Origin of the sequence: Rhodovulum visakhapatnamense, from assembly GCF_004365965.1 — a bacterium.
GTDB classification, from domain to species: domain Bacteria; phylum Pseudomonadota; class Alphaproteobacteria; order Rhodobacterales; family Rhodobacteraceae; genus Rhodovulum; species Rhodovulum visakhapatnamense.
Genome location: NZ_SOEB01000016.1, coordinates 64,597 through 88,335, shown reverse-complemented (window position 1 = coordinate 88,335; position 23,739 = coordinate 64,597). Strand labels below are relative to the sequence as shown.

Sequence of the window (23,739 nt, the reverse complement as noted above, 5' to 3'; positions counted from 1 at the left end):
TCATGCACTCCTGTGCTGCGGGGCGGGTTGGTCCATCAGGGCCAGCATGTCGCGGACCTGTGGACAGCCTGCATTGGGGTCGGGGCCGAAGGTAACTTCGGTTTCCTCCCAGACCGCATCCAGCGCCGCCAGATCGGTCGGGTCATCGTCGGGCTGGCCCAGCATTCCGGCCACGGCATCGGCATCTGCATTGCCCCCCGCCAGTGCGGAAAGGGCGGCGAACGCAGCGGCATACCCGCTCTCGCGCCGCTTGAGGCGACCCGAGAGGGCGTCGAGGATATGCGCCGCGTCCGCCAAGGTTTCCTGCGCTTCGCGTGTGGGGCGCGTCGCCAGGAATTCCAGAAGCACCGGAAGGTGGTCGGGCAGTTCGGAGGTGGCGGGTTCGAACCCGCCATCGCGGTAGGTCTCGATCAGACTGACCATCGCGCCGCCGCGCTCGCGGCTTTCGCCGTGGACGTGTTCAAAAAGGTTGAGCGACAGTGTCCGCGACCGGTCGAACAGCATCACATACCGCTCTTGCAGGTCATAGAGGTCGCCTTGCGCCAGATCTGCGGTCAGCTTCCACAGCGCGGTCTGGGTAGCAGGCGCAAGGCGCGGATCAGCGGCCAGGACGGCGCCGATTTCGGGCATGGCCTCCTGCAGCTCAGCCGAGGGATAGCTCAGGATCAGCGACAAGGATTTGAGGGTGCGGTCCATCAGAACGACTCCAGCGGAAGGGCGAAGGACTTTTTCTTGCCGCCGAACAGGCTGGTCTTGCCGCTCTCGCCGTCAGAACAGCCGTTGCCGTCGGTGAAGCCGCAGCCGCCACGGATGTCGGCGCCGGCCTCGTTCTGTTCGCGGTGCGCGGTGGGGATTGCGAAGCGGTCCTCGTAATCCGCAATCGCCATGATCTTGTACATGTCCTCGATCATCCGGCCCGACATTCCCACGCGGGCGGCGATGCCCTCGTCGCGCACGCCGTCCACCGTCAGCGCACGCATGTAGAGGCGCATCGCCGACATGCGCTCCAGCGCCGAAACGATGGGTTCCTCATCCCCCGCCGTCAGCATGTTGGCCAGGTATTTCACCGGAATGCGCAGGGACCGTACGTCGGGCATCTGGTCGCTCATCGCGATCTGCCCCGCCTGTGCGGCGTTCTGGATCGGTGACAGCGGCGGGATGTACCAGACCATCGGCAGGGTCCGGTATTCCGGGTGCAGCGGGAAGGCCACCTTCCAGTCCATCGCCATCTTCCAGACCGGGCTGATCTTGGCGGCCTCGATCCAATCCTCCGGCACGCCATCGCGGCGGGCGGCGGCGATCACCTCGGGGTCGTTCGGGTCGAGGAACACGTCCAGCTGCGCGCCGTAAAGGTCGGTCTCGCGCTCGGCGCTCGCGGCCGCCTCGATCTTGTCGGCGTCATAGAGGATGACGCCCAGATAGCGGATGCGCCCCACGCAGGTTTCCGAACAGACCGTCGGCTGGCCGCTTTCGATGCGCGGATAACAGAAGGTGCATTTCTCCGACTTGCCGGTGTCCCAGTTGTAATAGACCTTCTTGTAGGGGCAGCCCGAGATGCACATCCGCCAGCCCCGGCATTTTTCCTGGTCGATCAGGACGATGCCATCCTCCTCACGCTTGTAGATCGCACCCGAGGGGCAGGAGGCCGAGCAGGTGGGGTTGAGGCAGTGCTCGCACAGCCTCGGCAAATACATCATGAAGGTGTTTTCGTATTCGCCGTAGATGTCCTTCTGCACCTTGTCGAAGTTGTAATCCGCCGACCGCTTGGCGAATTCGCCACCCAGGATCTCCTCCCAGTTCGGGCCCTTCTCGATCTTCTCCATCCGCTCACCCGTGATCTTTGACCGGGGGCGCGCGGTGGGGAAGGCCGTCATGTCGGGGGCGGATTTCAGGTGGTCATAGTCAAAATCGAAGGGCTCGTAATAGTCGTCGATTTCCGGCATCGAGGGGTTCGCGAAGATATTCGCCAGAATCCGCCATTTGGCCCCCTGCTTCGGCTGAAGCCTGCCCGAGGCGCTGCGGACCCATCCGCCATTCCAGCGTTTCTGGTTCTCCCAGTCGGTGGGATAGCCGGTGCCGGGCTTGGTTTCGACGTTGTTGAACCAGGCGTATTCAACGCCTTCCCGCGTCGTCCAGACGTTCTTGCAGGTGACCGAGCAGGTATGACAGCCGATGCATTTGTCCAGATTCAGGACCTTGCCGATTTGCGCACGAACTTTCATTCCGCTGCCTCCAGACCTTTGGTTGCGGGACGGTCGAGCCAATCGACCTTCTTCATCTTGCGGACGATCACGAATTCGTCTCGGTTACTGCCCACGGTGCCGTAGTAGTTGAACCCGTAGGAAAGCTGCGCGTAGCCGCCGATCATGTGGGTCGGCTTCAGAGTAGCGCGGGTGACCGAGTTGTGGATGCCGCCCCGGTTGCCGGTCTTTTCCGACCCGGGCGTGTTCACGATCTTTTCCTGCGCGTGATACATGAACAGCGTGCCCTGCTTGATCCGCTGGGACACCACCACCCGCGCGGTCAGTGCACCGTTCACGTTGTAGGCCTCGACCCAGTCGTTATCGACAAGGCCTGCCTTCTTCGCGTCCACCTCGGACATCCAGACGACAGGCCCGCCGCGGTTCAGCGTCAGCATCAGGAGGTTGTCGGTGTAGGTGGAATGGATGCCCCATTTCTGGTGCGGCGTGATGAAGTTCAGCACGACATGCGGGTTGCCCTCGGCCGCGTCGTTGTTGACGGCCTTGGTAATGGTCTTCAGGTCCACCGGCGGGCGATAGCTGACGAAACCTTCACCGAAGGCCCGCATCCAGAGGTGATCCTGATAGAGCTGCTGCCGTCCCGTCAGCGTCCGCCACGGGATCAGCTCGTGGACGTTGGTGTAGCCCGCATTGTAGCAGACCGTTTCCGACTCAATCCCGGACCAGGTGGGCGAAGAGATGATCTTGCGCGGTTGCGCCGCGATGTCGCGGAAGCGGATCTTGGTGTGATGCGCACCCTCGGCGAGATGGGTGTGGTGCTGGCCTGTGGGCTTCTCCAGTTCCTCCCAGGCCTTGACCGCGACCTCACCATTGGTCTCAGGCGCCAGCATCAGGATCATTTCTGCCGCGTCGATGGCGGTGTTCAGTCTGGCAAGGCCCTTCGACACGCCCTCGTCCTGCACCACCCCGTTCAGGTCGCGCAGATGGCCGACCTCGACCTTGGTGTCCCAGTTGATCCCCTTGCCACCGTTGCCGAGCTTTTCCAGCAGTGGACCGACCGAGGTGAACTTCTTGTAGAGGTTGGGATAGTCCCGCTCGACCGCGATGTAGTTCGGCGCGGTCTTGCCGGGGATCAGGTCGCATTCGCCCTTTTTCCAGTCCTTCACATGCGCCTGAGCCAGTTCGGCGGCGGTGTCGTGGAGGAGCGGCAGCTGAACGATGTCGGTTTCGACCCCCAGCACTTCAGGGGCCACTTCGCTGAACTTCTTCGCGATGGATTTGAAGATTTCCCAGTCCGACTTCGATTCATAGGCCGGGTCCACCGCCGCCTGCAGCGGATGGATGAAGGGGTGCATGTCGGACGTGTTCAGGTCGTCCTTTTCATACCAGGACGCGGTGGGCAGCACGATGTCGGAATAGACCGCCGTCGTCGACATGCGGAAGTCGATGCAGACCAGCAGGTCCAGCTTGCCCTTCGGTGCCTCGTCATGCCAGACGGCCTCCACGGGCTTGGCATGGCCTTCCTCGCCCAGATCCTTGCCCATGACGCCGTGGTCGGTTCCCAGAAGGTGCTTGAGGAAATACTCATGCCCCTTGCCCGAAGACCCCAGCAGGTTGGACCGCCAGACAAACAGGTTGCGCGGCCAGTTTTCCGGCGCATCCGGGTCCTGGCAGGACATTTCCAGATTGCCGGATTTCAGTTCAGCGGCAACGAACTCCTTGATGTCCTTGCCCGCTGCCTTGGCGGCCTTCGACACCTCCAGCGGGTTGGTCTTCAGCTGCGGGGCCGATGGCAGCCAGCCCATCCGTTCCGCCCGGATGTTGTAGTCAATGAGGCTGATGTCCCAGTCGCCCTTGGGCGCCGTGGGCGACAGGATTTCACCCGCGCGCAACGTCTCATATCGCCACTGGTCGGTATGGGCGTACCAGGCGCTGGTCGAGTTCATGTGGCGCGGCGGGCGGTTCCAGTCGAGCGCGAAGGCCAGCGGCGCCCAGCCGGTCTGGGGCCGCAGTTTTTCCTGCCCCACATAGTGCGACCAGCCGCCGCCTTCCTGCCCGATGCAGCCGCACATCACCAGCATGTTGATGATGCCGCGATAGTTCATGTCCATGTGGTACCAGTGGTTCAGACCGGCCCCGAGGATGACCATGGACTTGCCCCGGGTCTTTTCTGCGTTGCCCGCGAATTCACGGGCCACCGCGATGATCTTTTCGCGCGCGACGCCCGTGATCTTCTCCGCCCAGGCGGGGGTGTAGGGGATGTCGTCGTCGAAATCCTTCGACACCCAGTCGCCACCCAAGCCCCGGTCCAGCCCGTAGTTGGCGCAGAAAAGGTCAAAGACTGTGGCAACCAGCGCCTCACGCCCATCGGCCAGCTTCACTTTCCGTGCGGGGATATTCCGGGCCAGCACCTCCGGCGCGTCGCATTTGACAAAGTCGCCCGTCGCGGCACCGCCGAAATAGGGAAAGTCCACACCGACGATGCTGTCGTGGTGTTCATCAAGGATCTGGCTCAGGCGCAACCGCGTCTCGGCATTGCCAGCTTCTTCGACCAGATTCCACTTGCCCTCCTCACCCCAGCGGAAGCCGATGGAGCCGTTGGGGGCAACGAAGCGACCCGACGCTTCATCGAAGGCGACGGTCTTCCAGTCGGGGTTGTTCGCCTCGCCCAGCTTGTCGTCGAAATCCTCGGCCCGCAGCATCCGTCCTGGAACAAGGCGGCCGTCCTGTTCGTCCAGCACCACCAGCATCGGCATGTCGGTGTATTTGCGGGCGTAATCCTCGAAATACGCGGCCTGCCGGTCGAGGTGGAATTCACGCAGGATCACATGGCCCATGGCCATCGCCAGCGCCGCATCGGTGCCCGCCTGCGGGTTCAGCCAGATGTCACCGAACTTGGCGGCTTCGGAATAGTCGGGGCTGACCACGGCGGACTTGGTGCCGCGATAGCGGACCTCGGTATAGAAGTGCGCGTCGGGCGTGCGCGTCTGCGGCACGTTCGACCCCCAGAGCATCAGGAAGCCCGCGTTGTACCAGTCGGCCGATTCCGGCACGTCGGTCTGTTCGCCCCAGGTTTGCGGCGAGGCGGGCGGCAGGTCGCAGTACCAGTCGTAGAAAGACATGCAGGTGCCGCCCAGAAGCGACAGGTAGCGTGACCCCGCCGCATAGCTGACCATCGACATCGCGGGGATGGGCGAGAAGCCGAACACTCGGTCCGGTCCCCAGACCTTTGCGGTATGCGCGTTGGCGGCGGCGACGATCTCGGTCGCCTCGTCCCAGGTGGCGCGGACGAAACCACCCTTGCCGCGGGTCTTGGTATAGCTCGCGCGCAGGGCGGGATCTTTCTGGATCGCGGCCCAGGCAGCCACGGGCGTCATCGTCGCCCGAAGCTTGCGCCATGCGCGCATCAGGCTGCCCCGGATCAGCGGGTTCTTCACACGGTTCGCGGAATACAGATACCAGCTGTAGGACGCCCCCCGTGCACAGCCGCGCGGTTCGTGGTTCGGCAGGCCCGCCCGGGTGCGCGGATAGTCGGTCTGCTGCGTCTCCCAGGTCACGATGCCGGACTTGACGTAGATCTTCCAGCTGCACGATCCGGTGCAGTTCACCCCGTGGGTTGACCGCACGATCTTGTCGTGCCGCCAGCGGTTCCGATAGGTGTCCTCCCACCCCCGATCCTCGCGCGTGGTTTCACCCCAGCCGTCCGAGAAGGTTTCCAGCGTCTTCTTCTGGAGGAAGTTCAGTCTGTCGAGCAGGTGGCTCATCTTGGCGTCCTTTCGTTATTCGGCAGGGTGGGGGGCGGCAAAAGCGCGACCACGCTCGATCTCATGAAGAAGTCCGCCGGGCCGGGTGTAGACGACCCAGGTCAGGACCAGGCAGATCACGTAGAAGGCTAGGAACAGCCACAGTGCGCCGACGGGTGAGCCGGTCATCGCGATGGAAGAGCCATAGGCCTTGGGGATGAAGAAGCCGCCATAGGCGCCGATGGCGCTGGTGAAGGCGACGATGCCGCTCGACTCCATCGCGATCTGGCGGGCGCGGTCGGCGCCGGTCAGCTGCGGCATCAGGCGCGGCACTTCCTTGCCCATGATGACCGGGATCATCTGGAAGGTGGACGCATTGCCGACCCCGGTGAAGAAGAACAGCGCGATGAAGCCTGCGAAGAACCCAGGGAAACTGCCGGCCTGCAGCGAGAAGATCACGGCCAGAACGGATGCGATCATCCCCGCGAAGACCCAAAAGGTGACGCGGCCGCCGCCGAACCGATCCGCAACCCAGCCCGTGCCGGCACGGCTCAGCGCGCCGACCAGCGGCCCGAGGAAGACGTATTGCAGCGCGTTCACATCCGGGAAAGCGATCTTGGACAGCAGCGGGAAGCCTGCCGAATAGCCGATGAAGCTGCCGAAGGTGCCGATGTAGAGGACGCACATCAGCCAATTCTGCGTGCGGCCAAAGATCACTGATTGCTGGGCAAAACTTGCCTTGGCATCGGCTATGTCGTTCATCCCCAACCACGCCGCGATGGTCGAGGCCAGGATGAACGGCACCCAGATAAAGCCTGCGTTTTGCAGCCACAGCGTGCCGCCATCCTGCAGAGCCACGCCCTCGCCGCCCACGGCACCAAAGACACCGGCGGTGATGACCAGCGGCACCAGGAACTGCATGACGCTGACGCCCAGGTTGCCAAGGCCTGCGTTCAGAGCGAGCGCATTGCCCTTTTCCGCCTTCGGGAAGAAGTAGCCGATGTTGGCCATCGAAGAGGCGAAGTTGGCCCCGCCAAGCCCGCAAAGAAGCGCCAGAATCAGGAAGATGAAGTAGGGGGTTTCCGGGTTCTGCACGGCATAGCCGATGCCGATGGCGGGCAGCAGCAGCGAGGCGGTGGAAAGCGTCGTCCAGAGCCGCCCACCAAAGATCGGCACCATGAAGCCGTAGAAGATGCGCAGCGTTGCCCCGGAAAGCGCAGGCAGTGCGGCCAGCCAAAACAGCTGTTCCGGCGTGAAGGCAAATCCGATCAGCGGAAGCTTCGCCACGACCATCGACCAGACCATCCAGACCGAGAAGGCCAGAAGCAGCGCCGGGATCGACAGCCATAGGTTGCGGCGTGCGACGGCACGGCCCTTGTCGGCCCAGAAGGTCGCATCCTCGGGCCGCCAATCCTCGAGCACACGCGGTATGGCGGTGCGTTCGGGGTGGTGGATCGGCTGCATCTCAGGCAGCTGCGGCAGGCGGTCCAGAACCTCGCCATGCGCGGCGCGCTCCATGGCGCGGATCGACAGGTGCATCCAGGTCAGCGCGATCCCGACCAGCACGAACAGCAGCGCAAAGCACGAGGTATAGATGCCCGTCAGGTCCAGCAGGGCTCCAAAGGCGATGGGCAGGACGAACCCGCCAAGCCCGCCGATCATGCCGACAAGGCCACCGACTGCGCCGACGTTGTTGGGGTAGTAGACCGGGATGTGCTTGAACACCGCCGCCTTGCCGAGGCTCATGAAGAAGCCAAGCGCGAAGAGCGTGGCGATGAAGGGCCACAGCCCCATGCTGGTTGAAAAGGCGATGACGCCATCCTTGCCCTGGATGACATAGTCGGTCGGCGGGTACGACAGCATGAACAGGAACAGCATCGAAAAGCCGAAGGTCCAGTACATGACCGACCGCGCACCGAACTTGTCGGAAAGGTGTCCGCCATAGGCCCGGAACAGGCTGGCCGACAGGCTGAACGAGGCGGCCGCCATGCCGGCTGTGCGCACATCGACGCCGTAGACGTCGATCAGGTAGTGCGGCAACCACAGCGCCAGCGCGACGAAGGCGCCGAAGACGAAGAAGTAGTAGAGCGAGAAGCGCCAGACCTGCAGGTTCTTCAGGGGCGCGAACTGCTGGGCGAAACTCGGCGGCTTTGCCCCGGTCCGGCGACGTTCAACGAGCGAGGGATCGTCCTTGGCGAAAACAAAGAAGATCACCGCCATCAGTGCCAGGCCTGCGGCCCAGACATTCGCTACCCCTTGCCAGCCAAAGCCCACCATCACGAAGGGCGCGACGAACTTGGTCACCGCTGCCCCGATATTCCCCGCGCCAAAGATGCCAAGCGCGGTGCCCTGATGGCCCGCATCATACCAGCGGCTGACATAGGCGACGCCGATGATGAAAGATCCGCCCGCTAGGCCAACGCCCAATGCGGCCAACAGATACATCGGATAGCTGTCGGCAAAGGTCAGCGCCCAGGTCGCCAAGGCCGCCAGCAGCATTTGCGTCGAGAACACCAGCCGCCCGCCATACTTCTCGGTCCAGACCCCAAGGAAGATGCGTGTCAACGAACCGGTCAGGATCGGGGTGGCGACCAAGAGGCCAAACTGCGTATCGTTCAGCCCCAGCTCGCCCTTGATGGCGACGCCGATGATCGAAAAGATCGTCCAGACGGCGAAACAGGCGGTGAAGGCGATCGTGCTCAGCGTCAGGGCGCGGGTCTGGTCGGCGCGTGAGGCTGTCGTTGCGGTCTGCATGGCGGGATCTCCTGCAAGAGGGAGGCAGTTTCCCCAGTGGGGTTGATGCCAGTCCTGAGATCCACGCAGGCCAAAGAGGTTGATCTAGATCATCTGTTGCGGATTTATTATTGAAATAAATGGCTTAGTGAAAAATGTCAGGTTCGCTTGCAGGGTCAGTCAAGGCTCCTCCTGCGATGATCAATTGTTGGCTTGACAATTATCAATCGTGGGATTGGACTCTGCCAAAGCACTTCTAAGGACGACAGGATGCCCGATTCACCATTCAGGGAGATTCGCGACCTCGCGCTGTTTTCACAGATGGCGGACGAGAATTTCTCGGCCTTGATGCGCGGTGCTTATGTCCAGAACTTCCCGGCGCAGATCGAACTGATCACTGAAGGCAACCCGAGCGACTTCCTGCATGTTGTGTTGTCCGGTTCGGTTGACCTCTTCTCGGCCTGGAATGACCGTGAGACCAGCCTTGCGACCGTTCGGCCCATCTCGACCTTCATCCTGGCCGCTACGATCAAGGATGCGCCTTACCTCATGTCAGCCCGCACATTGGAGAAGAGCCGGATCGCGCTGATCCCCAGTCAGGATGTGCGCGCCGTTTTCGACATTGACGGCAACTTTGCCCGCGCCATCGTGACAGAACTGGCGCAGTGCTACCGCTCGGTCATCAAGGCGCAGAAAGACCTGAAGCTGCGGACATCGTTGGAGCGGCTGGCGAACTATTTGCTGCGCCAGCAGAGGCGCGCCGGTGGGGCAGAATCGTTCGACCTTGATTTCGAGAAGCGCCGCCTCGCTTCAGTGCTTGGGATGACCGCCGAAAACCTGAGCCGCGCCTTCAAGGGGTTGCAGCCCTATGGGCTAGAGGTGGACGGAACACGTATCACAATCACCAACCAGGCAGAGTTCGAGCGGTTTGCCAAGCCGAACCCGCTGATCGACGACGGGTCCACCTGAGGCGTCAGACCAGAGGGTCCACTCCGATCACCAGGGGATGCAGCCAGATCAACCCCGCATAGAGCATGAGCCCGGCAGCCAAGCGCAAAACGGTGTCGGCGGTCAGGGATAGCGATGCGGGGCATTCCGATAGGGCTGCGCGCAGGTCGTGCCATCTCTGCCCCATCTCTCGCTGTCGCCGCCGGTCGACAAGGCGGCCGCCAAGCATCGCGAAACCGGCGAAGGTGCCGAACAGTATCACATGCGCCAAGTCGCCGTTTGGCAGGATATGCGCCGCCGACCATATCCCGAGCGCCAGAAGCAGGGGATGCCGCGTCAGGCGGACGATTCCGGGGCGCGCCGGGTCGAACCGGTCATTTTGCGCGCCGCCGAAGGAAAAGGGGTTCGGTCGTGCAATTGCCAGCGACAGGATCACGCAGACCGGCAGCATCACGGCCAGCACGACATGGTTCTGCCACGGCGCCCAGTCCCAAAGCGGCACATAGGGCGCTCGACCCGCTGCCGCGATCAACCAGGCCAGCACGGCAAGTGAGAGAGCCGAATAGGCGATGCCAAAGCCTGCATGCCCCAGCCTTGCCACCGCCCAGGGCCGCAACGGCGGGCGGATCGGAATGGAGTGGGTCAGGAAGAAGGCCGCGAAGGCAAAGGCGAATTCGTTCCAGCCCATGCCCAGTCAGATCCGTTTCGCAGGCGGCAGGCGCAGCAGAAACCGCCCGTACAGAACGGCATAGCCGCCAAAGGCCCCTATCCAAGCCACTCCGGCCAGGCTGTGCAGCGCCATCGCCTCATCGGTCCAGACCCCCGCGGCCACGCGCGCCAGGACAGCGGTGACCAGCGCCAGATAGATCGCCACCGTGCCGGGGCCTGCGTGCAACTCTTGCCCAGTATGGCCTAGGGTTGCACGCGTCATCACCGCGAGTGTCATCAACCCGACAGCGCCGCCCATCCAGAGATGCTGCGCTGCGGCCATGCCGAAGACACCCGGCATTAGGATCTCGGCCGCGAGCGCGATGGCCCCCAGAGGCAGGAAAGCATAACCAGCGTGCAGCACCAGGACGAGTGGCTCCGCCGCCGTGCGGATGCCCGCCCATCGCGCCAGTCGGATAGCATGCAGAGCACCTGCCAGCCCCAGCAAGACGGCGGTCACCAAGGACGTCGGCAGCGCGATCCACATGAGCAGCGCCGCCAAGAGAGCCAGCAGGGCCACCTTGTCGAACCCCTGCATCGGCGCGGCGGGCAGTTTTCCCGGCCCGCGCCGCACCAGCCAGTTGCGGGTAAACGACGGTACAATCCGCCCACCGATGACCGCGATCATCATGACACCCGCCGCCAACCCCAGACGCAGGCCATAACCTTGGGCGGCATAATCCCCCCGCGCCGCCTCCCAGTGGTACAGTCCGTTGCCAAGGGCAAAGACCGCCAGCATCGCCAGCACGATCAGATTGCGCCAGTTCTTGCCCGCCACGATCTCACGCCCAATGGCCGCGGCCAGAACCAGCGGAAAGGACAGATCGACCGTCGCCGCCAATCCTGTGGGCAGGTTACTCGACATGGCAACGGCCACGCGCCCGGCCAGCCACAGAAGGAACAGCCCGCCAAGCGGCCAGCCCACGATGGGCAACCGGCCTGTCCAGTTTGGCACAGCGGTCAAGAGAAACCCCGCGATCACCGCGCCGAGGTAGCCAAACAGGAATTCGTGCGCGTGCCAGCTGACTGGGTCAAAGGCAGTGGGCAGCGTCAGATGACCCGACAGCATCGGCACCCATAGCGTCATGGCCAGCGCAGCCCAGATCGCGGCCCCGAAGAAGAATGGCCGGAACCCGTAGGTCAGGATCGCAGGGCCGGTCCAGGCGCGCATCTGTTCGGCAGTGGTGGTCATCATGCGTCCTTCTGTTCGTACTGGACCCCGGCCTCGGTCAGGATGACGTCCAGTGCGATGTCGTGGGGTTGGGGAAAGATGGTGGCAAGCCGGGCAGATTGCAGACCGATACCGATTGTCATCGGTCGAGGCGACAGCACGGCGAGCGTGCGGTCAAAGTACCCCCCGCCGTAGCCCAGCCGAAACCCTGCCGGGTCCCAGCCCACCAAGGGGGCAAGGGTCAGGTCAGGCACCACCTCTGGCCCGTCAGCCGGGACCGGGATCTTCCAGAAGCCCTGCACCATCCTGCAATCCGGCGTCCATAGGCGGAACGCCAGTGGTGCAGAGGGCGCTGTGACCACGGGCAATGTGACGCGCGCGCCGCGTGCGAGCAGGCTTTCCAGCCAGGGCCGCAAGTTCAGTTCCGCCTTGATCGGCCACCAAGCCGAGAGCGTCAGCCCGTCGACGCTCGGGAAACGTTCAGCAAGGAGGGTATCGACACGCGCGGCAATCATGTCTGCCGCTGCACGACGCTGCGACACGGACAGGGCCTGACGGTCTGCGAGCAATCGCGCGCGCTCGGCCTTGCGCCAGCGGGCGACGTCGCGCGCCTGCTCTTGGTCCACAGCCAACGGATCGAAGTAGTCCGGGGCGATCTCGCAAGCCATGCAGGGGGACGAGGCGAATGGGCCCGGCTCAGACATCGGCGCGCCGCTCCGCCTCGAACTGCGGGAACAGCACGTCGTTCTCCAGCCGCATGTGCTCGGTCAGGTCACGGGCGAACTCATCCAGTCCACGGTAAAGCCCGGTCCAGGTGCCGCAGGCCCCGTCGGGCAAGGTCAGGTTTGCGGTCAGTCGGAGGATCTCGGCCAGCTCGCGGTCATGCCCGGCATGATCGGCGCGCATCACCGCGATCGGAGTCTCGATGCCGGGCATCCCGCCCTTGCGGATCGCGGGAAACAGGATCAGTTCCTCTTTCTTCATATGTACCTCCAATTCGCCGAGCATCTCGTGCAGCAGGGCCGACAGTCCGTCAGGCACGCCCACGTCGCCGAAGTGCACGTCCTCGACACGCTCCGCCATTGCCACCAGTTGCGGAAGCTGCTCCCTGTGGCGGGCATGGTAGCGCTCCTCGATGTGCCGGGTCAGGGCGGTCGGCTCGGACGGCGCTGCAGCTTCGGTCATGTGAGGTCTCCTGTCAGAAGAACAGTTTGGGTGGGGCGACGGGGTCGCTTTGGGCTGACTGAACGGCGATGTGCAGGGAATGGGCGATCCGCTCGGCGCGCTCGATCAGGTGCAAGGCTCCCGCGGGCGTGCAGGTATCAACAGCTATCGCGCGGAACAGCGCAAGCCAGCGGTCAAAATGTGCCCCGTTGATCGGCAACGGAGTATGCGCGGGCACCGGCCGGCCATGATACTGCCCGGTCATCAAGGCGACCGAAGACCAGAACGTCGCCATCCGCTCAAGATGCACGGCCCAATCGGTGATGCGGGCCGCAAAGATCGGCCCCAGAACGGCATCTGCACGGACACAGCCGTAAAAGCGGTGTACCAGATCGCGCAGAACATCGGGGCTAAGACCCGTCTCTACCATAAGGGCGGCCGTCACTTCCGGCCTGGTTGTCGGGATGGACAAGCTGACAGTTGCGCTGGACATCTGAGTCTCCGTCTTGCGCTTTGGCTTAGGCCTGCTAATTGGTATTGTAAATACCTATTCAAGGAAACCGACCTCATGCGGCTGACCTCCTTCACCGACTTCGGGCTACGGATGCTGATGCGGATGGCCGCCGATCCGTCGCGCGCCATCTCCACGGCCGAACTGGCCGAAGCCTTGGGCCTGTCCCGCAATCATCTGGCCAAGATCATCCAGCATCTGGCGCGCGCAGGCCTGATCGAAACCCGGCGCGGCGGCGGAGGTGGCGCCGTGCTGGCCCGACCGGCGTCCGAGATCCGGCTTGGCCAGGTCATCCGGTTGTTGGAAGAAGGGCAGCCCTTGGTCGAGTGTTTCGGGGCCGATGGGGGTGCCTGTTCGATAGACACGCGCTGTCGGCTCAAGGCGCGTCTGCGTTCTGCGGAAGCAGCTTTTCTCACGGATCTCGACCGATCGACACTGGCCGATATCGCCCTGCCCCCGCTGCCAAAGAACCTCGTGGTGTCGCAATGACGCAGGTGGAACGTGACGGTGCAGGCTTTGTCGTCCCGGCAATCTTGCTCGCCGAAGCATTCGGACTGACCGAGTCCGACGTTCGCGAGTCGATGCGCACCGGTGCCCTGACATCGATCTGCGAGGCCGGGGTGGGGACGGACGCGGGACGCTGGCGCCTGACGTTCCGCTACATCAATCGCGCCTGCCGGTTCACGGTCGACGAGGCAGGAACGATCCTGTCGAGTTCTCGCTTTCCGGTGCGGGACCGATCGTCTGACTTGGAACGTTGACTCCTTCATCCGATTATGTAAGTGATTAATCACTTACTTTCTTGGATGAATCGATGCGCAAGACGTCAGATCTCCGCAAGGCTGAAATCGTGGCAACGATCCTAGCCTTGGCCGACCAGATCGGCCCGGACCGGGTGACGACAGGCGCCGTCGCCAACGAAGTCGGCGTGACGCAGGCTGCACTGTTCAGGCATTTTCCAACAAAGGCTGCAATGTGGAGTGCCGTGGCCGACCAGGTGGCCGAAACGCTGACCCATGCCTGGAATGCGGCTGTGGCACTGAGTGAGCTGCCGGTTGACAGGATCAGGGCCCTGATCCGGGCGCAACTGGACCAGATCGCAGCAACACCCGCGATGCCCATGCTGCTGTTTTCCCGCGAACTGAATGTCGAGAACGCGGCCTTGCGCACGGCATTCCACGGGCGGCTGACCGCTTTCCATGGCCATCTTATGCGCGAAGTCGAGCTGGGCCAGCAGTCCCATACCCTGCGCGATGACGTTGCAGCGGCGGATGTGGCGGTCTTGCTGACTTCCCTGGTGCAGGGGGTGGCGATCCGCTGGTCACTGGGCGCGCGCGACTTTGGCCTGCAGGCCGAAGGGCTGCGCCTTCTGGATGTCCAGCTGCACCTGCTTGGGGTGGAAGGAGGCTGATCGATGCGGACCATCTGGATCATCGCGGTGGTGGCGGCCCTGAGCATCGGTGCAGGAGCGATGTACCTGACCGAGCATCCGTTGACGGTGGCGGTCGTGCAGCCCGAAACCGATGTGGCCCTTCGCATCTACGGGCTCGGAACCGTCGAGGCGAGGGTACTGGCGCGCGTAGGATTTGAGTCCAGCGGAACACTGATGTCGCTTACGGTCGATGCAGGTGACCGCGTGGCACAGGGGCAAGCGCTGGCCGCGCTGAATCAGGATGAGCAGGAGGCGCGGCTCGCGCGTGCCCAGGCCGCCGTGGCGGCGAACGCTGCCAATCAGGCCAAGGCCGAAGCGGCTGTCCTCCGCGCCACGGCAATCCTGGCGCAGCGCGAGGCGGCCAACCGCCGGCAGGCCGAGTTGACCCGACAGGAAGCCGCATCCATCCAGCGCGCGGAGGAGGCGCAGCGAGATGAAGACGTCGCTCGTGCTGACGTGAAAGTTGCCGAAGCGGAACTCGCCGTCATTCGCGCTCAAGGGCAGGATGCAGTCGCTGCCCTGCAACTTGAACAGACGCTGCTGGACCGTCACCGCTTGACCGCGCCCTTTGATGCGCTGGTTGTGACACGCCTGGCCGAAACCGGGGCCGTGGTTCGGTCAGGCGATCCGATCTTTACCCTGATCGACCCCGATACGATTTGGATTCAGGCCTATATTGACGAAGAACGCGCTGGTCAGCTGGCCCTTGGCCAGCCCGGCACCATCCGTCTGCGGTCTCAGCCTGCCAGCGAATTCACGGGCACGATCACCCGCATCGGAGTGGAAAGCGACCGGGTGAATGAGGAACGCCGCGTCTGGCTGACCTGCTCGGATTGCCCGCAGCAAATGTTTCTGGGCGAACAAGCCGAGGTGCGCATCCTGACTGCCACACGCGCCACGGCCCTGATGGTGCCTGAAGTGGCGATTATCGGCTTCGACGGGTATCGCGGCACGGTCTGGATCGTCCAGGACAGTAGGCTTTCGCGCGCCTACCTGACATTCGGCGCGCGTGACGACCGGGGCCGGGTGGAAGTGACGGGCGGGTTGCCCGATGCTGCGCAGGTCGTGGCCGTCCCGCTGCAAGGCGTGGATGAAGGTCGGCTTGCCCGCATCGGAGCTGCGCCATGAACCTTGCCATCAAGGATATCCGCCACGGCCTCTTCCGCTTTGTCCTGACCTGTTTGGGACTTGGGCTTCTAATGACGGTCGTGCTTGCGATGATCGGCATCTACAACGGCCTTGTCGCCGATGCCCTGGCCGTCGTGAAGGCCCCTGCCGCTGATGTCTGGGTGGTCGAGGCTGGCACTCAAGGCCCCTTTGCCGAAGCGTCAAGCATCCCGGCCACGACCCGGGACGCCGTGGCCCGCATGCCCGGAGTGGCCGAGGCCGGGGCCATCACTTACCAAACGATCGAGGCCAGCCATGCCGGCGGGACCTTGCGGCTCTATGTCATCGGCTTTGAACCCGGTCGTCCCGGCGGACCGCAGCGCATTACCGAAGGGCGGGGGCTGGGCAGAAGCCACTTTGAACTGCTGGCAGACCGCAAGACCGGTCTGGTGCCCGGAGAGACCATCCGGCTGGGACGCGACCGCTTTACCGTCGTGGGATTGGTCGAGGATGCGATGAACTCAGGCGGTGATCCGGCGGTCTATGTGACTTTGGCTGATGCATTGACGTTGCAGACGGCGATGGACCCGGCCGCTGCCCGGGTGCAGGCGGCCCGGGGCGATGGCGGCCTGCGCCCACCGACGGTGGCCGCCGTTGTTGCCCGGCTGCAGCCCGGTGCCGATGTGGCGCTTCTGACCGCGACGGTTCGGCAATGGAAACACCTCTCCGCCCTCAGCCAAAGTGAACAGGAGCAGCTTCTGCTTGCCTCGGTGGTGGACCGGGCGCGGCGCCAGATCGGTCTGTTCCTGGGGATCCTGCTGTCTGTCAGCGCCGTGGTGATCGCGCTCATCATCTACACCATGACCATGGAGAAGCTGAAGCAGATCGCTACCCTGAAGCTGATCGGCGCCCCGGATCGAACCATCGTGGGCCTGATCGTGCAACAGGCGCTGATCCTTGGCATCTCTGGCCTTGCGATCGGGCTGGCCCTGATCCTTCTGGTCAAGGACAGCTTTCCCCGACGCGTAGTGCTTGAGCCGTTCAACGCGCTGGTGCTGACCGGCATCATCCTGATGGTCTGCCTTGTTGCCTCGGGTCTTGGTGTCCGCGCGGCGCTGAAGGTTGACCCTGCCACAGCGCTCGGGGGCTGACCCATGGCACCGGGCGACATTCTGGTCGATGTGCGGGGCGTCGCCAAGCATTATGGCGAAGGCGAAACCCGTGTCGATGCCTTACGGTCCGTGGATCTGCGGGTACATGTCGGCGAAGTCATCGCGCTGCTGGGCCCGTCCGGTTCGGGCAAGACGACGCTGCTGAACGTGATCGGCTGCATTCTTGCCCCGACTGCGGGCCGGGTCGAACTGGATGGCGATGCGGTGTTCGACGGCAAATGGCTCCGAAGCGATCTGCGACGGCTGCGCCTGGACAAGATCGGCTTTATCTTTCAGGCGCACAACCTGTTGCCCTTCCTGACCGCCGAAGAGAACGTCTCGGTCGTGCTGGACCTTGCGGGCTGGCCTGCCGAAAGAGGCCGCGAACGGGCACGCGATCTGCTTGATTACCTTGAAGTCGGGCATCGGGCCAAGGTGAAGCCGGCCCTGCTATCCGGGGGCGAAGCGCAACGCGTCGCCATTGCCCGCGCGCTTGCGAACCGCCCCCGGATCATCCTGGCCGATGAACCCACGGCTGCGTTGGACAGTGGTCGGGCGCAGCTTGTGATGGACCTTCTGCGAAAGCTCGCCAGCGACCAGAAGGCCTGCATCATCGCCGTGACGCATGATGAAAAGATCTTCGACCGTTTCGACCGCCTGATCCACCTGCGCGATGGTCGTCTCGTGGACAGCTGAACCAAGGAGATGGTCATGCCCGCCCGCAGAAAGCCCCTGACGGCCGTCGCCGTTGTCGCAATCGTTTTCGGTCTCCTGACCATCGTTTCTGGAGGCCGCGCCCTTTTTGGTGGCGCCGACATGGGGGCCGTCGTCCCGTTCGTTCTGTGGTTCAATTTCTTAGCAGGGTTTGCCTACATCATCGCGGGTCTGGGGCTTTGGTTTAGGACTGGCTGGGCACCCGGCCTTGCCATCGCCATCACCCTCGCGACCGGAGCGATCTTTGCAGTGTTTCTCTTGGAGGTCTGGCACGGGACTGCATACGAGGCGCGGACGATGGGTGCGATGGCGCTGCGCCTGGCGATCTGGGTGGTGATCAGCGTCGTGGCGGCAAGGGAAAAGGCCAGTCGCGCATGACGGAAGGCAATCCTTTCACAGGGCACCATGCGGCCTGCCGCGATACTACCAAGCAGGCGGCGTCACGTCTGACGGGACATCCCGTGCCCCCTCGCACTGACCCCAGGTGTCGCAAAAGATCAACTGCTCCAGCGGCAGGCGGCTTGCCCAACCCTTAGCCGCCAATTCGGGCTGGTCTTAAAGCTCTTCTACGTAGCCGAGGCAAAGCCAGGCCACGGGAACAACGCTTTCGGGCAGGCCAAGGATCTCGCTTAACGCGCCCGACCGAAAGATGCTGACCCAACCCACACCAATCCCTTCCGACCGAGCCGCCAGCCAGAGGTTCTGAACAGCACAGACGGTCGAATAAAGGTCCATCTCGGGCGCGTGGGTGCGACCAAGCACAACAGGGCCGCCACGCGCGCGATCGCAAGTGACGCAGATGCTGACCGGCGCTTGCAGGATGCCTTCAAGCTTCAGGCTGGAATAGAGCGGACGGCGGTCAGGTCCGAACATCGCTTCGGCTTCGGCGTTTGCATCGGCAAAGGCGGCCTGAACCCGACCTCTCACGCCGGCATCCCGGACAATGATGAAGTTCCACGGCTGCATGAACCCAACCGAAGGCGCATGATGGGCAGCCGTCAAAATGCGCATCAGAACATCTTTGTCCACGGGTGTGTCCGTAAACTGCGAGCGCACGTCGCGGCGCGAGAAGATAGCGCGATAGACGGCAGCGCGCTCGCCTTCGCTGAAGGCTCCGGCCGCGACCGGAGAGGCAGAAACGGACATGACGGTCCCCCTTCGTCGAAACGGGCGCGCCGCCGGCCTTCGGCGCGTCCTGTTTCGTCTGGCCGGTCTTCTGACTTGGCTTCGCGCGGGTGCTGCGCCTTCCCGGTCATTCGACCAGTGGCAAATGCAGCCCCATCTACCTTACAGCGTTGGGCACGTCGCAGGATTTCACTGCGTTCCCGATTATCCCGCCACGAAAAGCGGCGGGCACCAGACGCCGCCACTGTAGGCGTAAGTTCGATCTGGCGCAATCAGCGCGGCACTCCCGACGAAGACAGACGTAAAATCATTCTGCGGGATCCTTCAGCCCGGAATTTGGATCGAGGGCGTAGCCGCTCGCTGGTCCACGAAGGGGTTGAGCCAGCATCTGGTCGAGCCACAAATCACGCTGTGTACGAAACTGTTCGATAACGATTTCCATCCCTTCGTGCCCCTTGGCGGGCTGAGCGATGTAGGTCCCGAGCAGCCGGTCCCACCACGGCAGGTTGAAGCCGTAGTTCGAGTTGGTCTCGCGCGGGTCGGTGGAATGGTGGACGCGGTGCATGTCCGGCGTCACGACGAACAGGCGCAGCACGCGGTCCACCGGGCGTGGCAGGTCGATATTGGCGTGGTTGAACAGCGCGGTGGCGTTCAGGACCACCTCAAAGAGCAGCACCGCGACGGCGGGCGGGCCGAGCGCCGCGACCACCGCCAGCTTGATACCCATCGAGATCAGGATCTCGACAGGATGGAACCGCAGGCCGGTTGTGGCATCGAAATCGAGATCGGCGTGGTGCATCCGGTGCAGCCGCCAGAGCCCCGGCACCGCATGGAACATCACATGCTGAAGGTAGATCGCCAGATCGAGCAGCAGCATCGAAACGATGATCGCGACCCAGGCCGGCACATCGAGATTGTTGAACAGGCCCCAACCGCGGTCCTCGGCCATGACGGCAAGCCCGACAGCGAGGATCGGAAAGGTTAGCCGCAGGATGACCGTATCGACCACCACGAGCGCAAGATTATTGGTCCAGCGGATCACCCGCGGGATCTCCCGTCTGCGCCGGGGGGCTGCCACTTCCCAAAGCGCCATTGCCGCCAGAACACCCAGAAAGATGGCAAGACGGATGGTCGCCTCAGTGGCAAGGATGGTCTCGGACATGGATCGCTCGCCTTTGGCCTTGTAGGGCGCGATGGAATCGCTATCATTCAAGGCATCGCTTGAATGATATAGCGTCTGGAGACTGGCCTTGTCAATCAGCCCGAAGCTGGCCCTGCTGGAGGAATACGCGCTTGTCGCGCGCGCCTTGTCGGCACCGGCGCGTCTGATGCTCCTGGAACAACTGGCGCAAGGAGAGCGTGGCGTGGAGGCGCTGGCGGAAAAGACGGGCCTGACCATCGCCAACTGCTCGCAGCACCTGCAACAGTTGCGCCGGGCCGCACTCGTCACCAGCCGCCGCGATGGCAAGGCGGTGATCTACCGACTCACCGACGCAAAGACTCTGGAACTCATGGACCTTTTGCGCATCGTGGCCGAACGTAACCTGGCACAAGTCGAGCGCATCCTGCGGGGCCTCTCGGGCGGCTATGACGCGCCCGAACCGGTCAGTCGCGCGGTCCTCGCCGCACGGCTCGCGGAAGGCTCTGTCACTGTTCTCGATGTCCGGCCCTCCGACGAATACGCTGCGGGCCACATCCCCGGTGCGCGGAACGCCACCTTGGCGCAGTTGGAGCAAATCCTCCCAACACTTGCGCATGACGCCGAGATTGTCGCCTATTGCCGCGGCCCATACTGCGTCTATGCCCATCAGGCCGTCGCCACTTTGCGCCGCCACGGTCTAAACGCGCGGCGGCTGGAAGGTGGTTTGCCTGAATGGCGTGAGGATGGAAGACCAGTGCTCATCCACGTGGGCTGAGCGTTGTTGAGCTCAATAAGACGGCGCCCGGTTTCGAAAGGACAGGACTTCGCTCATTGCGCGCCATCTTCGTTGACGATGCAATCATATTGCCCGAAGGCTGACACCTGATACGGCGACCCTAGTTCGTCGCGCGCCACATCCGGTATCGCCCCTGGCCTGTCATCTCGCGGATCAGACCCCGCGCTTCCATCCAGGCAAGGTTGCGCTGCACGGCCGCTCGACTGGCGCCGGTCATGGTCTCGGCCATGGGGGCCGAGACGAGGGGCCATTCGGTCAGTACGGCGCGCAGCGCCCGCGGTGTCTTTCCCGAGAGCGGTGACATCTCGATTTCTGCCCGCGCTGACCATGCTTCGATATCGTCGAGGTGCCGCATCGCGGTCAGGCTTGCTGTTTCCATCCCGTCGAGCCAGCGCGCCAGACGGACCGTCTGTGAGCCACCTGCGCGCAGGCCCCCTGCCCCGCCCATCGCCAGCGGCGTAAAGACTGCGCCCCTCCCTTCGCTGGCAGAGATGCGCGCGGCGGTCACCGCCGCTTCCATCCGGTCACTGTGCTGCCCGAGTCCTGCTAGGTTCCAAAGGTGAAAGCCCATGCAGGCGCGGGTGATCGGGTGCAGATCGTCCGCTTGCGCCATAAGGTCCAGCCACCCCTCGGCTCGATCGGAGAATGGTTCTGCCACATCATCCATGTGCACGGGGTCACGGCGATCCAGGAAGGCAGACAGGTCGACGTCTGGCCCCGGCCCACCCGTCAGGCGCCGCACCGCCCACCCCACCCGCGCCAGCGCTGTTGTGTCGTCTTGGACTCCCGAAAGGCGCATGGAGATCCACAGTGCCAACCTATCCGGCGCGACTCGATCCCCGGCGAACCAACTCAGGTCGCCTGCCTCGATCAGGGCCAGCCTGTGCCGCCACCCCTCTGGTCCGCGCTTTAGCCGTTCATCCAGCGCTCCAAGCCGACCCGCGACGCGGGCGAGGCGCGCGGCATGCCCCGCCTCGGCCCTCCGCCAGTCGTCGAGAACCGCCATCTCGTGGGGCTCCGCCCGTGGTCCAGGCGGCAGATCGTCGGTTTCCTCTTCGATCGGACCGGGCAGGAACCACAGATCGTCGTCTGACGTCTCATCGACCTCTCCAACGGCAATGGGAGGTACCTTGAAATCATCATGCAAGACGGATGCTTGAGTTTTCATATGTGCAAAATACGTGCAGTTTGCACTTTACCAAAGGGTTTTGTTGGGGGGCCTCGACACAGTTGTATATAGCACGCACACGCGGTGGTCTTCGAGACCTCTCTGACCGTGGTCAGCCTCAGGAAACCAAGGGCTTTCCGATGGACAGCACCGCAAAGAGCGTCCTTGCATCCGTTTACAAACGGTCGTTTATTGCTGATATATGAAACTGCAAACGGCCTGATTTTATGCCCCTGATCGGCTACGCGCGCGTCTCGACCGAGGATCAGACCCCCCTGCCCCAGTCGCAGGCCCTTAAATCCGCGGGCTGCGTCGAGATCCACGAGGAGCAGGCCTCGGGCGGCAACCGCGCACGGCCCGTGCTGGCCCGCGTGCTCGAGCGGATCGGGAAGGGCGATACGCTGGTCGTGGTGCGCATCGACCGTCTGGCGCGGTCACTGTCGCACCTCCTCGAGGTGATTGAACGGCTGGAAGCTAGGGGCGCCTTCTTCCGCTCGCTCATGGACCCGATCGACACGTCCTCGCCGCAGGGCAAGTTCACCCTGCAGGTCCTGGGTGCCGCCGCCGAGTTTGAGCGCGCCTTGATCCGCGAACGCACCAAGGCCGGGCTGGCCAGCGCAAAAACCAAAGGCCGGGTTGGCGGCAATCCGGGCCTGCGCGCCCGTGATCCGGCAGCGCTGCGCAAGGTGCGGCTGGCGCGGCAGGACGGCTACATGGAGCGGCTGAACGAGACGGCCCAGGACTGGGTGCCCCATGTGCGCCGCCTGCGGCCCGACTTAGCCTGGGAAGATGTGGTGCGCATCGTCAACGGCCCCCTGCCCCGCGAGCGCCAGTGGACGCAGAGCCGGCTTTTGCGCGCCGTCAACGCTTATGTCCGCGACGGCTTCCTGCCTGAGACTGTGCTGGCCCGAGCGGGCCGCCGCGAGACCGACGACCGCCTGCCCGCCATCGTCGCCGCCATCAAGGGCGCGGACCCCGACATCACACTTCAGGCGATCTGCACTCGACTGGAAGCGATGCGCGAGCGTACGCCCCGCGGGCGGACAAGCTGGCAACCCTCCTCGGTGAAGATGCTGCTGGAGCGGGCCGAGAGGCTGGGGCTGCTTGAGTAGTCGAGATACCTTGCAAATCCTCCACGACATGGAAGGATTACAAGGCTTTGACCGGCCCCATGCTCAGAAACTGTCTGCTCACGTAAAGGGATTGATGATGCGAAGCTGGCCTTCGACCAGCAGGCCATCTTGCATGTCCTCGCTCCACAGCGTGGTGCAGCCCGCAACCAAAGCGCTGGCCACTATCATGGCGTCGTAGATCGAGAAGCCGTAGCGTTCCGCCAAGGCGCGGCCGACGTCGTGGGTCTGAAGGGTCAGCTCTTCGACGGGGCACAAGGCACGAATGCCCTCAAGAAACGCCTCTGCTTCCTCCCAGCTCAGGCCAGCCTTGCGGCGACAGTTCACCAGCGTCTCGTTCAGGACCTGAACGCTGATCCGGGGCCCCTGCCCCAGGATAACCTCGGCGCGATCGGCTTTCGTGCCATCGTCGAGCAGGTAAAGAACGACATTCGTGTCCGCGAACTCAGCGCTCATGCGCAGCGTCGCGGCTCAGGCGCTCTGCAGCGGGCAGCTTGCCCCGGAAGCGGCGCAGACCCGTCAGCACCTCATCCGCGCGCGCTAGACGACGGACTCTGACCTGGCCGTCGTCCTTCACCAGATCGATCTGATCGCCTTCCTTGAGGCCAAGCTCCCGGACAAGCTCCGCGGGCAGGCGGACGGCAAGCGAGTTGCCCCATTTCGCGACCTGCATCGTGACCTCCTGAGTGGATATACGATCAGGAATGTATATCATGTTGGTTGAATGGGCAAGCCTGTCCGCTGCTTGGGCTACTCTTGTGCGTCGCGCAGTGGCTGACACCAGATTTAGAAAGTG

At 63.6% G+C, this 23,739-nt stretch carries 23 protein-coding genes, 1 pseudogene and 1 riboswitch; of the genes and pseudogenes, 10 read left to right on the top strand and 14 right to left on the bottom strand.

What is annotated here, in order from left to right; all coding sequences use genetic code 11:
- The 4 genes from narJ to EV657_RS14415 are packed head-to-tail and all read right to left on the bottom strand — an operon-like array spanning position 1 to position 8,698.
- Complete coding sequence (gene narJ, locus EV657_RS14430; protein ID WP_107326208.1) at positions 1-696, bottom strand: nitrate reductase molybdenum cofactor assembly chaperone; 696 nt, start codon at positions 694-696, stop codon at positions 1-3.
- A complete protein-coding gene (gene narH / locus EV657_RS14425) occupies positions 696-2,222 on the bottom strand; it encodes a nitrate reductase subunit beta (RefSeq protein WP_107326207.1) in 1,527 nt (508 codons plus the stop codon). Before narH ends, narJ begins: the two co-directional genes overlap by 1 nt.
- Positions 2,219-5,965, bottom strand: coding sequence for a nitrate reductase subunit alpha (locus tag EV657_RS14420; protein WP_133618475.1), 3,747 nt, complete (start codon positions 5,963-5,965; stop codon positions 2,219-2,221). The genes narH and EV657_RS14420 overlap by 4 nt, the downstream gene beginning before the upstream one ends.
- Positions 5,966-5,980: 15 nt before the next feature.
- Complete coding sequence (locus EV657_RS14415) at positions 5,981-8,698, bottom strand: nitrate/nitrite transporter (RefSeq protein ID WP_134078529.1); 2,718 nt, start codon at positions 8,696-8,698, stop codon at positions 5,981-5,983.
- Between the two features lie 249 nt (positions 8,699-8,947).
- On the opposite strand from EV657_RS14415, the gene EV657_RS14410 reads away from it, so the two are divergent.
- On the top strand, positions 8,948-9,646 hold the full coding sequence (locus EV657_RS14410; RefSeq protein WP_107326251.1) for a cyclic nucleotide-binding domain-containing protein: 699 nt from the start codon (positions 8,948-8,950) through the stop codon (positions 9,644-9,646).
- Between the two features lie 4 nt (positions 9,647-9,650).
- Here EV657_RS14410 and EV657_RS14405 read toward each other — a convergent pair whose 3' ends face one another.
- The 5 genes from EV657_RS14405 to EV657_RS14385 are packed head-to-tail and all read right to left on the bottom strand — an operon-like array spanning position 9,651 to position 13,161.
- Positions 9,651-10,313: an NnrU family protein gene (locus EV657_RS14405; RefSeq protein ID WP_107326250.1), complete on the bottom strand. Its 663-nt coding sequence runs from the start codon at positions 10,311-10,313 to the stop codon at positions 9,651-9,653.
- A 6-nt stretch (positions 10,314-10,319) separates the two neighbouring features.
- Positions 10,320-11,525, bottom strand: a complete 1,206-nt coding sequence (locus EV657_RS14400) for an NnrS family protein (RefSeq protein ID WP_134078527.1) — start codon at positions 11,523-11,525, stop codon at positions 10,320-10,322.
- Entirely contained in the window at positions 11,525-12,208 is a 684-nt protein-coding gene (locus EV657_RS14395; RefSeq protein ID WP_134078525.1) for a 5-formyltetrahydrofolate cyclo-ligase, read from the bottom strand. The genes EV657_RS14400 and EV657_RS14395 overlap by 1 nt, the downstream gene beginning before the upstream one ends.
- Positions 12,201-12,689, bottom strand: a complete 489-nt coding sequence (locus EV657_RS14390; RefSeq protein ID WP_107326284.1) for a hemerythrin domain-containing protein — start codon at positions 12,687-12,689, stop codon at positions 12,201-12,203. Before EV657_RS14390 ends, EV657_RS14395 begins: the two co-directional genes overlap by 8 nt.
- A 13-nt stretch (positions 12,690-12,702) precedes the next feature.
- Positions 12,703-13,161 carry a group III truncated hemoglobin gene (locus tag EV657_RS14385; protein WP_134078524.1) on the bottom strand — a complete coding sequence of 153 codons (459 nt, stop codon included), beginning with the start codon at positions 13,159-13,161 and terminating at the stop codon, positions 12,703-12,705.
- A 75-nt stretch (positions 13,162-13,236) separates the two neighbouring features.
- Between EV657_RS14385 and EV657_RS14380 the strand changes: the two genes are divergently transcribed.
- Genes EV657_RS14380 through EV657_RS14350 form a run of 7 tightly spaced genes read left to right on the top strand, consistent with a single transcriptional unit; the run spans position 13,237 to position 17,961 of the window.
- A complete protein-coding gene (locus tag EV657_RS14380) occupies positions 13,237-13,668 on the top strand; it encodes an Rrf2 family transcriptional regulator (RefSeq protein WP_134078522.1) in 432 nt (143 codons plus the stop codon).
- Positions 13,665-13,940 carry a DUF6522 family protein gene (locus tag EV657_RS14375; RefSeq protein ID WP_133618482.1) on the top strand — a complete coding sequence of 92 codons (276 nt, stop codon included), beginning with the start codon at positions 13,665-13,667 and terminating at the stop codon, positions 13,938-13,940. Before EV657_RS14380 ends, EV657_RS14375 begins: the two co-directional genes overlap by 4 nt.
- Positions 13,941-13,993: 53 nt before the next feature.
- Complete coding sequence (locus EV657_RS14370; RefSeq protein ID WP_107326294.1) at positions 13,994-14,590, top strand: TetR/AcrR family transcriptional regulator; 597 nt, start codon at positions 13,994-13,996, stop codon at positions 14,588-14,590.
- A gap of 3 nt (positions 14,591-14,593) precedes the next feature.
- Positions 14,594-15,739 (top strand): efflux RND transporter periplasmic adaptor subunit, encoded by a 1,146-nt coding sequence (locus tag EV657_RS14365; RefSeq protein ID WP_134078520.1) that lies wholly within the window; start codon positions 14,594-14,596, stop codon positions 15,737-15,739.
- The gene (locus EV657_RS14360; RefSeq protein WP_133618486.1) at positions 15,736-16,869 is read left to right on the top strand and encodes an ABC transporter permease; all 1,134 of its coding nucleotides are present in this window, start codon (positions 15,736-15,738) and stop codon (positions 16,867-16,869) included. The genes EV657_RS14365 and EV657_RS14360 overlap by 4 nt, the downstream gene beginning before the upstream one ends.
- Before the next feature lie 3 nt (positions 16,870-16,872).
- Positions 16,873-17,565 carry an ABC transporter ATP-binding protein gene (locus tag EV657_RS14355; RefSeq protein ID WP_134078519.1) on the top strand — a complete coding sequence of 231 codons (693 nt, stop codon included), beginning with the start codon at positions 16,873-16,875 and terminating at the stop codon, positions 17,563-17,565.
- 15 nt (positions 17,566-17,580) lie between these two features.
- Entirely contained in the window at positions 17,581-17,961 is a 381-nt protein-coding gene (locus EV657_RS14350) for a hypothetical protein (RefSeq protein WP_107326240.1), read from the top strand.
- Positions 17,962-18,006: 45 nt separating this feature from the next.
- On the opposite strand, the pseudogene bluB reads toward EV657_RS14350, so the two are convergent.
- Both bluB and EV657_RS14340 read right to left on the bottom strand, forming a co-directional pair.
- Positions 18,007-18,729: pseudogene (gene bluB, locus EV657_RS14345) on the bottom strand (5,6-dimethylbenzimidazole synthase).
- Positions 18,730-18,772: 43 nt separating this feature from the next.
- Positions 18,773-18,959: riboswitch (cobalamin riboswitch) on the bottom strand.
- Between the two features lie 56 nt (positions 18,960-19,015).
- A complete protein-coding gene (locus tag EV657_RS14340; RefSeq protein ID WP_134078517.1) occupies positions 19,016-19,870 on the bottom strand; it encodes a sterol desaturase family protein in 855 nt (284 codons plus the stop codon).
- 88 nt (positions 19,871-19,958) lie between these two features.
- Between EV657_RS14340 and EV657_RS14335 the strand changes: the two genes are divergently transcribed.
- Entirely contained in the window at positions 19,959-20,624 is a 666-nt protein-coding gene (locus tag EV657_RS14335; protein ID WP_134078515.1) for an ArsR/SmtB family transcription factor, read from the top strand.
- Positions 20,625-20,745: 121 nt separating this feature from the next.
- Here the strand turns inward: EV657_RS14335 and EV657_RS14330 are convergent, their stop codons facing one another.
- Entirely contained in the window at positions 20,746-21,813 is a 1,068-nt protein-coding gene (locus tag EV657_RS14330) for a hypothetical protein (RefSeq protein ID WP_208323277.1), read from the bottom strand.
- Between the two features lie 227 nt (positions 21,814-22,040).
- Between EV657_RS14330 and EV657_RS14325 the strand changes: the two genes are divergently transcribed.
- Positions 22,041-22,925: a recombinase family protein gene (locus tag EV657_RS14325; protein WP_134078512.1), complete on the top strand. Its 885-nt coding sequence runs from the start codon at positions 22,041-22,043 to the stop codon at positions 22,923-22,925.
- Between the two features lie 78 nt (positions 22,926-23,003).
- Here EV657_RS14325 and EV657_RS14320 read toward each other — a convergent pair whose 3' ends face one another.
- Both EV657_RS14320 and EV657_RS14315 read right to left on the bottom strand, forming a co-directional pair.
- Complete coding sequence (locus EV657_RS14320) at positions 23,004-23,399, bottom strand: PIN domain-containing protein (protein WP_134078510.1); 396 nt, start codon at positions 23,397-23,399, stop codon at positions 23,004-23,006.
- On the bottom strand, positions 23,389-23,616 hold the full coding sequence (locus EV657_RS14315) for an AbrB/MazE/SpoVT family DNA-binding domain-containing protein (protein ID WP_134078508.1): 228 nt from the start codon (positions 23,614-23,616) through the stop codon (positions 23,389-23,391). Before EV657_RS14315 ends, EV657_RS14320 begins: the two co-directional genes overlap by 11 nt.
- Positions 23,617-23,739 lie beyond the last annotated feature (123 nt).

Excerpts from the sequence above, each read along its gene's own strand:
- narJ (WP_107326208.1), bottom strand. The coding sequence starts at position 696 with ATGGACCGCACCCTCAAATCCTTGTCGCTGATCCTGAGCTATCCCTCG.
- narH (WP_107326207.1), bottom strand. The coding sequence starts at position 2,222 with ATGAAAGTTCGTGCGCAAATCGGCAAGGTCCTGAATCTGGACAAATGC.
- EV657_RS14420 (WP_133618475.1), bottom strand. The coding sequence starts at position 5,965 with ATGAGCCACCTGCTCGACAGACTGAACTTCCTCCAGAAGAAGACGCTG.
- EV657_RS14415 (WP_134078529.1), bottom strand. The coding sequence starts at position 8,698 with ATGCAGACCGCAACGACAGCCTCACGCGCCGACCAGACCCGCGCCCTG.
- EV657_RS14410 (WP_107326251.1), top strand. The coding sequence starts at position 8,948 with ATGCCCGATTCACCATTCAGGGAGATTCGCGACCTCGCGCTGTTTTCA.
- EV657_RS14405 (WP_107326250.1), bottom strand. The coding sequence starts at position 10,313 with ATGGGCTGGAACGAATTCGCCTTTGCCTTCGCGGCCTTCTTCCTGACC.
- EV657_RS14400 (WP_134078527.1), bottom strand. The coding sequence starts at position 11,525 with ATGACCACCACTGCCGAACAGATGCGCGCCTGGACCGGCCCTGCGATC.
- EV657_RS14395 (WP_134078525.1), bottom strand. The coding sequence starts at position 12,208 with ATGTCTGAGCCGGGCCCATTCGCCTCGTCCCCCTGCATGGCTTGCGAG.
- EV657_RS14390 (WP_107326284.1), bottom strand. The coding sequence starts at position 12,689 with ATGACCGAAGCTGCAGCGCCGTCCGAGCCGACCGCCCTGACCCGGCAC.
- EV657_RS14385 (WP_134078524.1), bottom strand. The coding sequence starts at position 13,161 with ATGTCCAGCGCAACTGTCAGCTTGTCCATCCCGACAACCAGGCCGGAA.
- EV657_RS14380 (WP_134078522.1), top strand. The coding sequence starts at position 13,237 with ATGCGGCTGACCTCCTTCACCGACTTCGGGCTACGGATGCTGATGCGG.
- EV657_RS14375 (WP_133618482.1), top strand. The coding sequence starts at position 13,665 with ATGACGCAGGTGGAACGTGACGGTGCAGGCTTTGTCGTCCCGGCAATC.
- EV657_RS14370 (WP_107326294.1), top strand. The coding sequence starts at position 13,994 with ATGCGCAAGACGTCAGATCTCCGCAAGGCTGAAATCGTGGCAACGATC.
- EV657_RS14365 (WP_134078520.1), top strand. The coding sequence starts at position 14,594 with ATGCGGACCATCTGGATCATCGCGGTGGTGGCGGCCCTGAGCATCGGT.
- EV657_RS14360 (WP_133618486.1), top strand. The coding sequence starts at position 15,736 with ATGAACCTTGCCATCAAGGATATCCGCCACGGCCTCTTCCGCTTTGTC.
- EV657_RS14355 (WP_134078519.1), top strand. The coding sequence starts at position 16,873 with ATGGCACCGGGCGACATTCTGGTCGATGTGCGGGGCGTCGCCAAGCAT.
- EV657_RS14350 (WP_107326240.1), top strand. The coding sequence starts at position 17,581 with ATGCCCGCCCGCAGAAAGCCCCTGACGGCCGTCGCCGTTGTCGCAATC.
- EV657_RS14340 (WP_134078517.1), bottom strand. The coding sequence starts at position 19,870 with ATGTCCGAGACCATCCTTGCCACTGAGGCGACCATCCGTCTTGCCATC.
- EV657_RS14330 (WP_208323277.1), bottom strand. The coding sequence starts at position 21,813 with ATGAAAACTCAAGCATCCGTCTTGCATGATGATTTCAAGGTACCTCCC.
- EV657_RS14325 (WP_134078512.1), top strand. The coding sequence starts at position 22,041 with ATGCCCCTGATCGGCTACGCGCGCGTCTCGACCGAGGATCAGACCCCC.
- EV657_RS14320 (WP_134078510.1), bottom strand. The coding sequence starts at position 23,399 with ATGAGCGCTGAGTTCGCGGACACGAATGTCGTTCTTTACCTGCTCGAC.
- EV657_RS14315 (WP_134078508.1), bottom strand. The coding sequence starts at position 23,616 with ATGCAGGTCGCGAAATGGGGCAACTCGCTTGCCGTCCGCCTGCCCGCG.